The 14,868-nt window shown below is 73.9% G+C and carries 12 protein-coding genes; 7 read left to right on the forward strand and 5 right to left on the reverse strand.

Annotated elements, in window-relative coordinates:
* Positions 1 to 98 precede the first annotated feature (98 nt).
* The 3 genes from LCD31_RS25695 to LCD31_RS25705 form a co-directional block, all read right to left on the reverse strand.
* Positions 99 to 1,616: a glycosyltransferase family 39 protein gene (locus tag LCD31_RS25695; RefSeq protein ID WP_224962190.1), complete on the reverse strand. Its 1,518-nt coding sequence runs from the start codon at positions 1,614 to 1,616 to the stop codon at positions 99 to 101.
* A 94-nt stretch (positions 1,617 to 1,710) separates the two neighbouring features.
* On the reverse strand, positions 1,711 to 2,283 hold the full coding sequence (locus tag LCD31_RS25700) for a flavoprotein (RefSeq protein ID WP_224962191.1): 573 nt from the start codon (positions 2,281 to 2,283) through the stop codon (positions 1,711 to 1,713).
* Entirely contained in the window at positions 2,280 to 3,530 is a 1,251-nt protein-coding gene (locus LCD31_RS25705) for a helix-turn-helix domain-containing protein (RefSeq protein ID WP_224962193.1), read from the reverse strand. The genes LCD31_RS25700 and LCD31_RS25705 overlap by 4 nt, the downstream gene beginning before the upstream one ends.
* Positions 3,531 to 3,749: 219 nt before the next feature.
* Between LCD31_RS25705 and LCD31_RS25710 the strand changes: the two genes are divergently transcribed.
* The 3 genes from LCD31_RS25710 to LCD31_RS25720 all read left to right on the forward strand — a co-directional run bounded on the left by LCD31_RS25710 (position 3,750) and on the right by LCD31_RS25720 (position 8,038).
* On the forward strand, positions 3,750 to 4,025 hold the full coding sequence (locus LCD31_RS25710; protein WP_224962195.1) for a hypothetical protein: 276 nt from the start codon (positions 3,750 to 3,752) through the stop codon (positions 4,023 to 4,025).
* 1,035 nt (positions 4,026 to 5,060) lie between these two features.
* Complete coding sequence (locus tag LCD31_RS25715; protein WP_374201682.1) at positions 5,061 to 6,977, forward strand: 2-oxoacid:acceptor oxidoreductase subunit alpha; 1,917 nt, start codon at positions 5,061 to 5,063, stop codon at positions 6,975 to 6,977.
* Positions 6,974 to 8,038: a 2-oxoacid:ferredoxin oxidoreductase subunit beta gene (locus LCD31_RS25720; protein ID WP_224962197.1), complete on the forward strand. Its 1,065-nt coding sequence runs from the start codon at positions 6,974 to 6,976 to the stop codon at positions 8,036 to 8,038. Before LCD31_RS25715 ends, LCD31_RS25720 begins: the two co-directional genes overlap by 4 nt.
* A gap of 30 nt (positions 8,039 to 8,068) precedes the next feature.
* Here the strand turns inward: LCD31_RS25720 and LCD31_RS29680 are convergent, their stop codons facing one another.
* Both LCD31_RS29680 and LCD31_RS25730 read right to left on the reverse strand, forming a co-directional pair.
* Positions 8,069 to 8,839: a phosphatase PAP2 family protein gene (locus tag LCD31_RS29680; protein WP_224962200.1), complete on the reverse strand. Its 771-nt coding sequence runs from the start codon at positions 8,837 to 8,839 to the stop codon at positions 8,069 to 8,071.
* Positions 8,840 to 8,928: 89 nt separating this feature from the next.
* Entirely contained in the window at positions 8,929 to 9,669 is a 741-nt protein-coding gene (locus tag LCD31_RS25730; protein WP_224962202.1) for a GAF and ANTAR domain-containing protein, read from the reverse strand.
* Positions 9,670 to 9,827: 158 nt separating this feature from the next.
* On the opposite strand from LCD31_RS25730, the gene LCD31_RS25735 reads away from it, so the two are divergent.
* From LCD31_RS25735 to LCD31_RS25750, 4 genes are all read left to right on the forward strand, one after another.
* On the forward strand, positions 9,828 to 10,586 hold the full coding sequence (locus tag LCD31_RS25735; RefSeq protein WP_224962204.1) for a polysaccharide deacetylase family protein: 759 nt from the start codon (positions 9,828 to 9,830) through the stop codon (positions 10,584 to 10,586).
* A gap of 191 nt (positions 10,587 to 10,777) precedes the next feature.
* Positions 10,778 to 12,172 (forward strand): nucleotide sugar dehydrogenase, encoded by a 1,395-nt coding sequence (locus LCD31_RS25740; RefSeq protein ID WP_224962206.1) that lies wholly within the window; start codon positions 10,778 to 10,780, stop codon positions 12,170 to 12,172.
* Positions 12,173 to 12,175: 3 nt separating this feature from the next.
* Complete coding sequence (locus tag LCD31_RS25745) at positions 12,176 to 13,531, forward strand: carboxylate--amine ligase (protein ID WP_224962208.1); 1,356 nt, start codon at positions 12,176 to 12,178, stop codon at positions 13,529 to 13,531.
* A complete protein-coding gene (locus LCD31_RS25750) occupies positions 13,528 to 14,757 on the forward strand; it encodes an NAD(P)-binding domain-containing protein (protein WP_224962210.1) in 1,230 nt (409 codons plus the stop codon). The genes LCD31_RS25745 and LCD31_RS25750 overlap by 4 nt, the downstream gene beginning before the upstream one ends.
* The last annotated feature ends 111 nt before the right edge of the window (positions 14,758 to 14,868 follow it).

Raw genomic sequence — 14,868 nt, forward strand, 5'->3', positions numbered from 1 at the left:
CCGGCGCCCCGCGCGTGGCGCGCCCGCGCCGCTCGTTGCCCCCCCCCCGGCCCCCGGTCACCCGCCGCCCGAGCCCGCCCGGCGGACGCGCCTTCCGATCAGCCGGTGCGGATCAGCGGCCACAGCCGGGACCACGGCCGCACCGGGTCCGAGTACCGGAGCACCGACACGCCCTGCGCGAGGTTCACCACCGGCCCGGTCCGCACCCGCGCGATCGGAGTGCGTTCGGCGAAGTGCGGCGCGAGCGGCTCGGCGGCCCCCACGTACAGCAACACCGTGGCGCCGTCCGGCGGAGCACCGAAGTACCAGTACCCGCGGTTCGGGCTGTGCACCGGAGGCAGCCCGGCCGCCGGCCCGAGCACGTCGAGCGCCGCCGCCAGGTGGTAGGTCTCGGCGACGAGCGCGGTCCGCCGCCGCTGCTCCGGCGGCAGCGAGCGGTAGGCGGCCGCGACGGTCGCGGTGAGCTCCGGCCACCCCGTCTCGTACATCCGGCTGTAGGGGGCCAGCTGCGGGTGCCGGGCCGCCACCGGCAGCGGGGCGAGCGGCAGCAGCGCCAGCGGCAGCACCGCCGAGACCGCGAACGCGGGCCCCACCACCCACGACCACCGCGCGGTCCGCCGGTGCCGGAGACCGACGGCGCCCGCGGCGAACAACAGGCCGTAGAGCCCCGAGAGGTAGTTCGGCCGTCCCGAGGCCAGCAGGTGGAACGCGGCGAGCAGCAGCACCGCCCAGCCGAGGAACCGCACGGGCCGCAGCCGTTCGTCCCGCAGCAGGCACCACGTCCCGAAGCAGCACAGCGCGGCCCCCACCACGGGCCCGGCGTAGAGCAGCACCGCGGGCAGCAGCAGGAGCCGGTCGGTCTCACCACCCACCACGCCCGCCATGTCCACCGCGGGCCAGCCGTGCGCGATCTGCCAGGCCAGCGCCGGTGCGGCCGCCACCGCGGCGAGCAGCGCACCGGCCCACAGCGCGGGGCGCCGCAGCAGCTCGCGCGGGCCGGAGATCAGCACCCCGAGCAGCAGCGCCGCGCACAGCAGCACGATCTGGAACTTCGTCTGCACCCCGACGGCGGCGACCACCCCGGCGAGCAGCAGCAGCCGGTCCCGCCGGATCCCGGCCCGGTGCAGCCGGACCCACCGCGCCACCGGCCACAGCAGCGCGAGCCACTGCGCGGGCTCCAGCGTCGCGGCGGCCAGCCAGTGCCCGCTCAGCAGCAGCCACGGCGACAGCGCGCACGCGGCGGCGGCGATCACCTGGGCGCGCCGGTCCGCGCCGAGCTCGCGGGCGAGCAGCGCGGTGCCCGCGATGCCGAACGCGGCGATCAGCGCGGCGGGCAGCCGCAGCGCGAGCAGCGAACCGGGCGCGACGGCGTCGATCGCGGCGGCCAGCAGCGGCACCAGCGGCTGCTGGTCCATGTAGCCCCAGTCCAGGTGGTGCTTCCCGGCGGCGATGAAGTACAGCTCGTCGGACAGGTACCCGTAGCGCCCGCTGACCAGGAGCAGCAGCAGCGCGGCGAGTCCGGCGAGCAGCAGCACCGGCCCGCGCGCGAACGGCGGTGGCCCGGTGTTCTCCCCGCCGGTCGCGGCGCACGTGGGCTGCTCGGTCGGCGCTGGCACCCGTTCCCCCTCGTCGACGGCGGCCGGTGGACGTCCGGCGCGGCGCGAGTCTAGGCGCGGTGGGGGTGCGGGCGCGGCGACCCGCCCGGCGTGGTCAGCGGGCCGGTTGCCAGGGATGCGCGAGGAAGGTGCGCCACGCCAGTTCCCACGGGAACCGGTGCAGGTGGGCCGCACCGGTGCCGGGCTCGTGCTGCTCGTAGACGTCGGGCCCGGCGAGCACCTCGACGCCCCAGCCGCCGAGGCTGCGCATCGCCTCCCGCACGGCGGGGAACGCGATCTGCGCCCGGTTGGAGAACGGCATCGCCACCACCGGCTGCCGCTTGCCGACGGCTTCCACCAGCAGCCCCAGCGGCAGCGTGTCGGAGATGCCCGCCGCCCACTTCGCGAGGCTGTTGCAGGTGATCGGCGCGGCGATCATGCCGTCCGCGGGCGGCAGTTCGTCGGCCGCGGCGGGGTCCTTGTACTCGCTGCGCACCGGGTGCCCGGTCTTCGCGGCCAGCGCCTCGACGTCGAGGAACCGCCTGCCGTCGGGGGAGGTGACGACGCACACCTCCCACCCGTCGGCCTGCGCGAGTTCCACCAGCCGCCCCACGTCGCGCGCCGCGGGCGAGCCCATCGCGAGTGCGTACAGCACGGGTCTGCCGTCGTCGAGCACGGTGCCGCTCACCGCCGGATGCCGCACCAGGCGGCGAAGTGGGACAGGCTGTTCGTGGAGCGGGCGTCGCTGGCGGCCAGCGACTGCACCGTCTCGTGCACCTGCGGGTGGTACCGGGTCAGCTGCGGCGCGATCCGCCGCGCGGTCTGCAGGCACTCCAGCGAGCGCCGCCGGTCGCCGTGCAGCAGCCAGCCCCGGGAGAGGTCGATCCAGTAGTGCCCGCTGCGGCTCGGCGCGGTGTGCTCGGGCAGCTCCACGGTGGCGGCCCTGGTGACCGCGGTGGTGCCGTCGGCGAGCTCGACCGGTACGGCGACGCCGTGGATGTCGACGTTGGTGGCACCGAACTTGGTGCCGTAGTGGTTGGCCTCGTCCTGGCCGTCGACGACCATCGCGCGGGCCTCCCGCAGGTGCTCGTCGGCGAGGTCGGCGTCGGCGGTGCGCGCGGCCATGATCGCGGCGCGCAGGTGCACCGCGCCGCGCACCGCGGAGGTCGCCGGGGTCTCCGGCTCCGACCCGATCAGGCCCAGCGACCGGTCCAGGGAGCGCAGCCCGGCGTTGTAGGAGCCGTCGAACAGCAGGACCAGCGCGTGGTTCCACTCGGCCACCGAACCGCGCACCGGGTCCGCGCCGCGGGCGGAGGCGGCCCGCGCCCGCTCGTCGGCCAGGTGGCACAGGTCGAGGTGCCCCAGCCGGTACAACGCGATCATCGTGTAGGAGTACGCGGTCGCGAGCAGTTCGTGCACCGCGGGGACGTCCGGGTGCGCCCGCACCGCGTGGTGCAGGTGCCGGAGCACGTCGGGCAGCGCCTGCACCGCCTCGGCGTGCCGGGTCCGCCGGTCCCACTCCTTGATCCGGGCCACATCGGCGCGCAGGTCGGCGATGCTGCGCGGGTCGGTGTCCAGCTGCGGGTCGTCGCCCTCGACCAGCGCCTGGCGCAGCGCGGGCACGCCCGCCTGGTCCGAGGACGGCCCGGCGAGGCGGCTGTGGTGCGGTTGCTCGGTGAGGTCGGTGATGTTGATGGACAGCGCTCGCGCGACGGCGGCCACGAACGAGTGGCTGGCCGCGCGCTCACCGCGCTCCACCTTGCGCAGCAGCGAATAGGAGACCGCCGCCCGCACCGACAGCGCCCGCTGCGTCACGCCGTGGATCTTGCGGAGTTCGGCGATGCGGGAACCGATCCGAGTCGGATTGTCGGTTTCGACGTCGTCGCCGGGACCCTCCGGTGCGAGGTCGGTTTCCATGCCGTTTCCGTGCGTCATGCTGTCTTCCCCCTTGTACGCCCCGCTCACGAAACCTGATCGGCCGCGGGAGGGCAATCGGAACTCGGCGGGTGTGGCGATTGTGTGGCACTCCGATATCCGATTTCGGTCCACTGTCAGCCTATGCGATCAGCAGCTGAGAATCGGCGCGCATTCCTCGATTCCCGCCCGGACGGCGCGGGAGAGGACACGACGAAGGGGGGTGTGGCGGCGTCCGCGGTGCGAGCCTACCCGGAGCTGGCGGGTCTCAACGACCTGCGAGCGGCGGGGTGGTCCTTCCGCGCCGTCGCGGACGACGAGGGGGAGATCGGCGGTCTGGTCGGCTGGCGGGACACCGCGACCTGCATGGACGTGCTGTGGATCTTCGGTCAGGACGAGTGCCGCGCGGCGCGGATCATGCCCGCCGCCACCGCGGCGCCGGGGGAGTTGGTGTGGAGCCGGACGGGGGATCTGGCGACCTGCGTGGCGGCCCTGCTGGGCCTGCCCGGGGCCTGACCGGAGCATCCGGTTCCCGAACGTTCGTGGACGACCCGGCCGTGGGGGTGGCCGGGTCGTTCGCTTTCCGCGGTGCGCCCGCGCAGCGCTACCTACTAACGACTTCACTCGTTGGTACTAAGGCGGCCGCTCCCCGGTTCCTACTTCGGGGGAATGATCGGCGTCACACCGATCAATTGCGCGACTCTTCTCGTGGACGTTCTCGCGGCCCCGGCTGAATGGTCGCGCGGCGTTATTGTCCTGGCCCGCGGTCGAGGGGTCGGATCGTATTCTGGTCGAGGAGTCGGGGCAATTGTGGAAATGCGAGATAAATGCGCCGGAACGACCGTGCCGCGGAGCGTTCCGGTCGGTTCGAATCGAATTCCCGCGATGCTCTCCGGAATGGTGCCGCCGGACCCGCCGGAGCGTTGGCGGAGGGCCGGTCGCCGTGGATCGATCGTCCCGCCGGTGGCGCGCGATGCGTCGGTCGGTGCAGCGGCGCCGCGGCGCCCGCCGAGGTGTGCCGGGCGTCCGGACCGGACGGCTTCGCGGCAGGTCGCGGGCGGGGCGGGTGGAGTGCCGCGCGGGCTGCCGCCCGAGTGCTCGGCGGCGGCCGAATGCCGTCGGGCCCGAGATGTCCGCCGATGCCGGTATCGTGCGGCGTGTCGCTCCGGAATGCCGGGGTGTCGCGCCGCGGACTCACCACGGGTGACCGGTCGGTGACGGTGCGCTGGACCATTCCGCGCGAGGTTTCGGCCCGGCGGGAATCGGGCGGGGAGGGTGCCTTCCGCCGGGGCGTCCTGATCGGGAGCGGGTGGGCCCGCGCCGTTTCGCCGCAAGGGCGCTCTTGTTTTACCCGGGAGTAGTGAATCGTCGCCGGGAAGACGCGCGGAGAACAGCTGCGGAATTCACGTCGACCGGCTCGCCGAGCGCGTCTCGCCCTTGAGTCCTCCGGGTGATCGGCGTAGGAACACCACGCCGAGCTGTATCGTGCGTCACAGGGCGGCCGAGAGGCTCGCGGGCTGGCCCGCGGCCGGAAGGGGAACGGGTGCAGGTGTGAGTACGAACGGGCACCAGCCTCCGCAGCGACCGGAGGCCGGTCCGGCCTCGAACAGCGCGGGGGAACCGCCGCGCAAGCTCAACCGCGTGGTGATCCGCTTCGCGGGCGACTCCGGCGACGGCATGCAGCTCACCGGCGACCGCTTCACCTCGGAAGCGGCGGCCTTCGGCAACGACCTGGCGACGCTGCCGAACTTCCCGGCCGAGATCCGGGCTCCCGCGGGCACGCTGCCCGGGGTCTCCAGCTTCCAGCTGCACTTCGCCGACTACGACATCCTCACCCCCGGCGACCGGCCCGACGTGCTGGTCGCGATGAACCCGGCGGCGCTGAAGTCGAACCTCGGCGACCTGCCGCCCGGCGGCACCCTCATCGTCAACACCGACGAGTTCACCAAGCGGAACCTCACCAAGGTCGGCTACGCGCAGAACCCGCTCGAATCGGGCGAGCTCGAACCGTACGTGGTCCACCTGGTGCCGATGGCGGAGCTGACCCGCGGCGCGGCCGAACCGGCCGGGGTGGGGCGCAAGGACGCCGAACGGGCCAAGAACATGTTCGCGCTCGGCCTGCTCTCCTGGATGTACCACCGGCCCACCGAGGGCACCGAGCGGTTCCTGCGGGAGAAGTTCGCGAAGAAGCCCGACATCGCCGAGGCGAACGTGCTCGCGTTCCGCGCCGGCTGGAACTACGGCGAGACGACCGAGGCGTTCGCGGTCACCTACGAGGTGGCGCCCGCGACGCTGCCGAAGGGCACCTACCGGCAGATCACCGGGAACGCGGCGCTCGCCTACGGGCTGGTCGCGGCCGGGCAGCGCAGCGGGCTGCCGGTGTTCCTCGGCACCTACCCGATCACCCCGGCCTCGGACGTGCTGCACGAGCTGGCCAAGCACAAGAACTTCGGCATCACCACCTTCCAGGCCGAGGACGAGATCGCCGGGGTCGGTGCCGCCCTCGGCGCCTCCTTCGGCGGTTCGCTGGGGGTGACCACCACCTCCGGGCCGGGCCTGGCGCTGAAGTCGGAGACCATCGGGCTCGCGGTCACCCTGGAACTGCCGCTGCTCGTCTGCGACATCCAGCGCGGCGGCCCCTCCACCGGGCTGCCCACCAAGACCGAGCAGGCCGACCTGCTGCAGGCGCTGCACGGCCGCAACGGCGAATCCCCGGTGCCGGTGCTGGCCCCGCGCTCCCCGGCGGACTGCTTCGAGGTGGCGCTGGAAGCCGCCCGGATCGCGCTGGCCTACCGCACCCCGGTGCTGCTCCTGTCCGACGGCGCGGTCGCCAACGGCTCCGAACCGTGGCTGATCCCGGACATCACCGCGCTGCCGGACCTGCGGGTGCGGTTCGCGACCGGACCGAACGCGCCGGACGGCTCCGGCGAGTTCTGGCCGTACGTGCGCGACCCGGAGACCCTGGCCCGCGAGTGGGCGGTGCCGGGCACCCCGGGCACCGAGCACCGCATCGGCGGGCTGGAGAAGGCCGACGGCTCCGGCGCGATCTCCTACGACCCGGACAACCACGACCGGATGGTGCGGCTGCGCCAGGCGAAGGTCGACGGCGTCGAGGTGCCGGAGCTGGCGGTGGACGACCCGTCCGGCGAGGCCCGGGTGCTGGTGCTCGGCTGGGGCTCCTCGTACGGGCCGATCGGCGCCGCCTGCCGCCGCGTCCGCGGACTCGGCATGCCGATCGCGCAGGCGCACCTGCGCTACCTGAACCCGATGCCGGCGAACCTCGGCGAGGTGCTGCACCGCTACGACCGGGTGATCGTGCCGGAGATGAACCTCGGCCAGCTCGCGATGCTGCTGCGCGCCCGCTTCCTGGTGGACGTGCACAGCCACACCAAGGTCGCGGGCCTGCCGTTCCAGGCGGAAGAACTCCAGAACGTGCTCACCGATGTGCTGCGAGGGGTGTCTGCGTGACCACCACGGACCTCGGACTGCCGGAGCTGGGCGGCCTGCACGGCGTGCCCACCAGCGACGAGAAGCAGACCGCGAAGGACTACAAGTCCGACCAGGAGGTGCGGTGGTGCCCCGGCTGCGGGGACTACATCGTGCTCAACGCGGTGCAGAGCTTCCTGCCGACGCTGGGGCTCAAGCGGGAGAACATCGTGTTCATCTCGGGCATCGGCTGCTCCAGCCGGTTCCCGTACTACATGAACACCTACGGGATGCACTCCATCCACGGCCGTGCCCCGGCCATCGCCACCGGGCTCGCCACCCAGCGGCCCGACCTGTCGGTGTGGGTGGTGACCGGGGACGGCGACGCGCTGTCCATCGGCGGCAACCACCTGATCCACGCGCTGCGGCGCAACGTGAACCTGAAGATCCTGCTGTTCAACAACCGGATCTACGGGCTGACGAAGGGCCAGTACTCGCCGACCTCCGAGGTCGGGAAGGTCACCAAGTCCACGCCCGCCGGGTCGCTGGACACGCCGTTCAACCCGGTGTCGCTGGCGCTGGGCGCGGAGGCGAGCTTCGTGGCCCGCACCCTCGACTCGGACCGGGCGCACGTCACCGAGGTGCTGCGGGCCGCCGCCGAGCACCGGGGCAGCGCGCTGGTGGAGATCTACCAGAACTGCCCGATCTTCAACGACGGCGCGTTCGACGTGCTCAAGGACGCGGAGGAGAAGCAGCGGCGGCTCATCCCGCTGCGCCACGGCGAGCCGATCGTGTTCGGCCCGGAGAGCGCGCGGCAGGCGGTGGTGCGCGGGCCGGAGGGCGAGCTGCGGATCGCCGAGCACGACGCGGTGGACGCCGGGGACGTCGTGGTGCACGACGCCGAGCGGGCGGACAGCTCGTTCGCCTACGCGCTGTCCCGGCTGGGCGGGGTGGACCTGGACCCGACGGTGACCGGGGTGTTCCGCGCGGTCTCCCGCCCCACCTACGACGACGCGGCCCGGGCCCAGGTCGCGGCCGCCGCGGAGAACGATCCGCCGGACCTCCAGCGGCTGCTCACCGGCAACGACACCTGGACGATCTGACCGCCCGCCGCGGCTTCGGGCCGGACGAGTTCACCGGGGTCGCTTGCGGGCGACCAGGGCGTCGATCAAGCGGGGCAGGTGTTCCCCGGACAGCCACAGGCTCAGCAGCAGCACCGTCCACGACGCCCCCAGCGCCCAGCCCGCCAGCACGTCGGTCGGCGAGTGCACCCCCAGCACCACCCGGCTGAACCCGGTGATCACGACCGCGAGGACCGCTCCGGCGAACACCGCGCCGCGCGCCCAGCGGGAGCGCAGCAGCCGCAGCCCGAACGCGCCCAACATCAGGTACAAAGCCGCCGCGTGCGCCGAATGCCCGGACGGGAAGCCGAAACCGTCCTCGACGACGAGCGCGTCCACCACCTGCGGCCGCGGCCGCGCGATCATGATCTTGAAAAGGTACACGGCCAGGCCCGTCCCGGCTGAGGACACCGCCAGCAGCACCAGCGGCCCCCACCGCTTCCGGGTGAGGCCGATCAGCACCCCGATCGCCAGGCTCACCGGCAGCACCACCAGCACGTCCCCGAGCCAGGTCAGCACCGACAGCGCCCCGACCAGCAGACCGGACCGCAGCCCCAGCGACACCCGCAGCAGGTGCTCGTCCACCCGCAGCACCGGCCCGCCCTGGTAGACCTGCTCGGCGAGCCCGGCGAAGCACCACACGCCGAACGCGCTCAGCAGCAGTCCCACCGGGATCGGCAGCCACGGGTAGGCGGCGATCAGGTCGCGCACCCCCGCGTGCCGCGCCGGGGGCTCGTCCCGCTCGTCCTGGTCCTCGGTGTCGGGGCGGGAGGCCGCGGCCACTGCTCAACTCCTCGCGTGCTGGTCGGCCGGTGCGCGACCGGCTGGGGGATTCGCCCGATCCTACCGATCAGCGCGCGGCGGACCGGTGATCAGGCACCGCCGGTGGTGCGGCGGACGACGCGGGCGGCGACCTCGCGCAGCTTCACGTTGTGCCGCTGGCTCTGCTCCCGCAGCAGGACGAACGCCTCGTCCGCGGTGCAGCCGCGCTGCGCCATCAGGATCCCCTTGGCCTGGTCGATCTCGGCGCGCGAGGTCAGCGCCTGCTGCAGCTGGTCGCTCAGCTGCTGCTTGTCGGCGTGCTTGAGCAGGCACCACAGCCCGGTGGCGGCCAGGTCGGCGATGAGCCTGCCCAGCAGGAAGTCCTCGTCGTAGGAGTGCGGCGCCTCCGCGTAGTAGCTGACCACGCCGAGCGGCCGGTCCCCGACGAACATCGGCGCCGCGCAGCAGGACCCGACGCCCTGCTCGGCGGCCGCCGCCGCGAACTCCGGCCAGCGCGGCTCGTCGGCGGTGTCGGCGACCACGACCACGACCGCGGACCGGGAGGCCAGGGCTTCCGGCACCGGACCGGTCCCGGCCGCGTACTGCGACTGCTCCAGCGCGTTGTGCTCGGCGAGGTGCGGCACCAGCGACACCGGGTGCCCGTCGCGCAGCACCGTGACCCCGCACGAGCCGGTCGGTTCGTGCGCGCGCACCGCCAGCATCGCGGTCTCCCACACGACCTCGTCGACCGCGTCGGTGGAGAGCACGATCGACGGCAGTTCGCTCAGCGAACCGACCAGCGCGGGCACCCCGCTCGTGACGGGTTCGTTCTCGGCTTCCCGCTGCGCCACGGCATCGCTCCCGCTGCTCGGCATCACCTGGACCCGGACCAGTATCCCCGAGGCGCCTCGTGCATCTGCGGTACCGGAACTCACCCGCGCGACCGGTCCGCGCCCGCCCGCGCCGTGCGACGGTCCGCCGAGGACCGCGACGAGGAAGGCGGCCGGCGATGACCCGGACAGAGCGCACAGCCACCCGGCAGCGGGTACCGCACTCGTTCCCGTACGTGCTGATGTACCACTCGGTGTCCGAGTACACCGACGACCCGTACCTGGTGACCGTGGACCCGGCGCGCTTCGAGCGGCAGCTGCGCTGGCTGCGGGCCCGCGGCTGCACCGGGGTGTCCATGCGGGAGCTGCTGGCGGCGCGGCGGGCCGGGCGGGCCCGCGGGCTGGTGGGGCTGACCTTCGACGACGGCTACACCGACTTCGCCGAGGTGGTGCACCCGCTGCTGCGGCGCTTCGGCTGGACGGCGACGGTGTTCGTGATCTCCGGGATGCTCGGCGGGCACAACCGGTGGGACCCGGCGGGCCCGCGGAAACCGCTGATGACCGAGGAACAGGTCGCGGAGGTCGCCGCCGCCGGGATGGAGATCGGCTCGCACAGCGTGCAGCACCGCAGGCTCACCGAGCTCGAACCGGCGGAGCTCGCCGCGGAGGTCGGCAAGAGCCGCCCGGTGCTGCAGGCCATCTCCGGGCAACCGGTGGACGGCTTTTGCTACCCGTACGGCGCGGTGGACGCGGCCGTCGTCGCCGCCGTCCGCGAAGCGGGCTACGGGTACGGCTGCGCCATCTGGCGCTCCGCGTCGTCCGGGACGCACGCGCTGCCCCGGACCTACGTCGGCGACCGGGACGGGACGCTGCGGCTCGATGCGAAGCGCGTCCGGCACGTGCTCGCCGCCGACTCGGGAATCCTGCGGTTTCGGTAGGGGCGCTACCGCCGTTGGGGGAGCGGTCCGGGCCCGCTGAGCTGCGAGTCTGAAGCCCGCAGCGAACCGACCGGCGCGGCGGATCGAGGTGGGGGCCGAGACCGCCGCGCCGGACGCGGCGACACCGGGCACCGGCGGGCGGAGCACGCCCCGGGCCCGGCAGGGGGACACGCGCAACCGGGGGAGGAAACGTGACCCAGCATCACCTCGCGCTGGCGGTCAACGGGCGGGAACGCCAGCTGTCCGATCGGCTGGTGGCCTACCAGGACCGGTCGGAGGAGGACGCGGTCCGCCGCGTCGCCGGGCTCGACGCCCCGCTGCCGGGCACCCGGCAGGAAGCGGTGGTGATCCTCGGACTCGGGTACGTCGGGCTGCCCACCGCCTGCGGGCTCGCCGCCCGCCGCTCCCGCGTCGTCGGCGTCGACATCAGCGAGCAGCGGCTGCGGGACATCGCCGACGGGGACGTGGACCTGCCGGAGGGGGAGCGGGCCGTGCTGCACGAGGCGCTCGGCGACGGGACGCTGCGGCTCGCCGAGGACCCGTCCGCGCTGGCCGAGGCCGACACCGTCGTGGTGTGCGTGCCGACCCCGGTGGACGACGAGCGGAGCCCGGACCTGGCGGCGCTGCGGTCCGCCTGCGCGACCGCGGTGGCGCACGCCCGCCCGGGGCAGACGATCATCCTCACCTCCACGACGTTCGTCGGCACCACGCGGGAACTGCTGGTGGAACCGCTGCGGCGGCGCGGGCTGGCCGTCGGCAGCCAGGTGCACGTGGCGTTCAGCCCGGAGCGCATCGACCCCGGCAACCACGACCACTCGCAGCGGCACACCCCGCGCATCGTCGGCGGCGTCACCCCCGAGTGCTCGGCGCGGGCGGCGCGGGTCATCGGCGACCTCACCGACTCGGTGTACCTGGTGAGCTCCCCGGAGGCGGCGGAGCTGACCAAGCTGTACGAGAACATCTTCCGCGCCGTGAACCTGGCGCTGGCCAACGAGATGGCCGACATCTGCGGCGCGCTGGAGCTGGATCCGATCGAGGTGACGGTCGCGGCGGGCACCAAGCCGTACGGCTTCCTCGGCAGCTTCCCCGGGCCGGGCGTCGGCGGGCACTGCATCCCCTGCGACCCGCACTACCTGCTGTGGCAGCTGCGGGAGCGGGGCGTGGCCGCGCCGATGATCGACCAGGCGATGCGATCCATCGACCTGCGGCCGGACCAGGTGGTGCGCCGCGCCGAGCAGCTGCTGGCCGCCGCGGGCACCCCCGCGGCCGGGGCTCGGGTGCTGATCGCGGGCGTGAGCTACAAGGCGGGCGTGCGGGACCTGCGGGAGTCCCCGGCGCTGCCGATCATCGCCGGGCTCACCCGGCTCGGCGCGGACGTGCGCTACCACGACCCGCTCATCGGGGAGGTCGTGCTGCCCGACGGGTCCACGCTGACCGGGGAACCGGAACCGCGCGGCGCGGACTGGGACCTCGTCGTCGTGCACACCGTGCACCCCGGGCTGGACTACTCGTGGGCGGAGGACTGCCCGCAGGTCCTCGACGCGACCTACCAGTTCGACCTGGCCCCGCACCGGCAGGTCGTGTGAGGGATGCGCACCCCGGAACCGGCCGGCATCGACACCGCCACGCCCGCGGTGGTGTTCAAGCTGGACCCGAACGTGCTGCACCACGGCGGGCTCGGGCTGATCCGCAGCCTGGGCCGCGCCGGGGTGCCGGTGTACGCGGTGCACGAGGACCCGATGGCGCCGGCCGCGCACTCCCGCTACCTGCGCGGCCGCTGGTGGTGGCGGCCGGAGCTCGCCGACCCGGAGCGGATCAACCTGGGGCTGGCGGCGCTGGCGGAGAAGCTCGGCAGGCCCGCGGTGCTGTTCCCCACCGACGACGCCGCCGCGATCCACCTGGCCGAGCACGGCGCGGCGCTGCGGCACTGGTTCCGGTTCCCGGATCCGCCGCCGGAGCTGCCGCGGGAGGTCGCGGGCAAGTTCACCCTGCAGGACGTGTGCCGGGACCTGGGGATCCCGACGCCCCGCGCCGAACTCGTGCGCACCAGGGCGGAGGCCGCTGAGTTCGCCGCCGAGACCGGCTACCCGCTGGTGGCGAAGCTCGCCACGCCGTGGACCTCCGGCGGCCGGGCGAAGGTCCGCAGCACCTCCATCCTGCGCACGCCGCGGGACCTGCGGGAGCTCGGCGACGCGTGGGACGAGCAGGAGACCGAGCAGCAGCGGGCGGGACTGCTGATGCTGCAGGAGTACGTGCCCGGCGGCAGCGGCAACGACTGGTTCTTCCACGCCTACCGCGGGTCCGGTGGCTGCCGGCCTGCGTTCACCGGCGTGAAGCTGCGCTCCTACCCGGCGCACGCGGGCCTGACCACGCTGGGCCGCTGCCTGTCCAACACGGTGCTGCGCGCGCAGGCGACGGAATTGTTGCGGCGCCTGGACTTCCGCGGCATCGCCGACCTGGACTTCCGGTTCGACCGGCGGGACGGCAGCTACCGGCTGCTGGACTTCAACCCCCGGCTGGGCGCGCAGTTCCGGTTGTTCCGGGACTCCGCGGGCATCGACGTGGTGCTGGCGGCCTACCTGGACCTGACCGGGCAGCCGGTGCCGGAGGGCCTGCCGCCGGTGGGCCGCCGGTTCCTGGTGGAGAACTACGACCCGCTCGGCGCGGTCGGCTACTGGCGCCGCGGCGACCTGGGGCTGCGGCAGTGGATCCGGTCGGTGTGGCGGGCGGACGAGCTCGCGTGGTTCGCCCGCGACGACCTGGCGCCGTTCGCGCTGATGTGCGGGTGGATGGGCCGTCGCGCCCTCACCCGCAGGTTCGCGCCCCGCACCGGCGTGCAGGTGGTGGAGCCGCCGCGGTACCGCGAACGGATCGAGCGGGACGCGGGGGCGGCAATTCGGCAGCGGCGACGGTCGCCGTATGCGGTCGAGGAGGGACACAGATGAACGACACCGTCGACGTCGCCATCGTGGGCGCCGGTCCGTACGGGCTGTCGTTGGCCGCGCACCTGCGGTCGGCCGGGGTCAGCTACCGGCAGTTCGGCATCCCGATGGACCTGTGGCGCAGCAGGATGCCGCGGGGCATGTTCTTGAAATCGCAGGGGTTCGCCTCGAACCTGTCCGACCCGGACCGGTCGCACACGTTGCGGAACTTCTGCCAGGAGACCGGGCACGGCTACGCGGACTACGGCGTGCCGGTATCGCTGGAGAACTTCATCTCCTACGCCGACTGGTTCCGCGAGCAGCGCGGCCTGGAGGTGGAGGAGGTGCTGGTGACCGACGTGGACCGGCAGGCGGGCGAGTTCGAGCTGACCCTCGCCGACGGCGGCACCGCGAAGGCCCGCTCGGTGGTGGTCGCCGCGGGGGTGCAGCACTTCCCGCGCACCCCGGAGGTGTTCTCCGACCTGCCCGCCGAGCTGTGCACGCACAGCTCCGAGCACACCGACCTGTCCGGGTTCGACGGCGCCTCGGTGCTGGTGATCGGCGCGGGCCAGTCCGCGCTGGAATCGGCGGCGCTGCTGCACGAGCACGGCGCCGACGTGCGGCTGATCGCGCGCGCTCGGAACGTGGTGTGGAACGGGCGGCCGCTGTTGCCGGACCGGCCGCTGCTGCGCCGGATGCGGGAGCCGGAGGCGGGACTCGGCTCCGGCCTGTCGACCTGGTTCTACTCCGAGCACCCCGACCTGTTCCGGCACCTGCCGGAGAGCCAGCGGGTGCTGCGGGCGCGCACCGCGCTCGGGCCCGCCGGGGGGTGGTGGCTGCGCAGCCGCGTCGAAGGCGTGCTGCCGGTGCACGTGGGGCACACCGTGGACTGGGCGAAGACGGTGGGTGACCAGGTGCGGCTGGGAGTGCGCACCTTCGGCGGCGGGGGCCGTGAGTTCACCGCAGACCACGTGATCTGCGCGACCGGCTACCCGCCGGACCTGGAGCGGCTCGCGTTCGTGAACCCGAGGCTGCGGTCGCGGCTGCGGACGCTGGACCGCACCCCGCGGGTCGGGGCGGACTTCGAGTCCTCGGTGCCGGGCCTGTTCTTCATCGGGGCCGCGGTGACCCCGAGCCACGGCCCGGTGATGCGGTTCGTCTACGGCGCCGACCACGCGGTGCGGCGCGTCGGTGCCCGGCTGGCCTCGACCTCCGGCGCTCGGCGGGTCCGGGCTGGGGCGGCCGGATGAGCATCGCCGACCTGCGGTCCGGCCCCGGTCCCGTGCCGTGCCGGTGGCGGGGGGCGGGGGGGGGCGGGGCGGCGGGGGGGGGGGGGGCGCGGGCGCGGGGGGGGGTTGGCG

The sequence above is a fragment of the Saccharopolyspora sp. 6M genome (assembly GCF_020176775.1).
Classification (GTDB): domain Bacteria; phylum Actinomycetota; class Actinomycetes; order Mycobacteriales; family Pseudonocardiaceae; genus Saccharopolyspora_C; species Saccharopolyspora_C gregorii.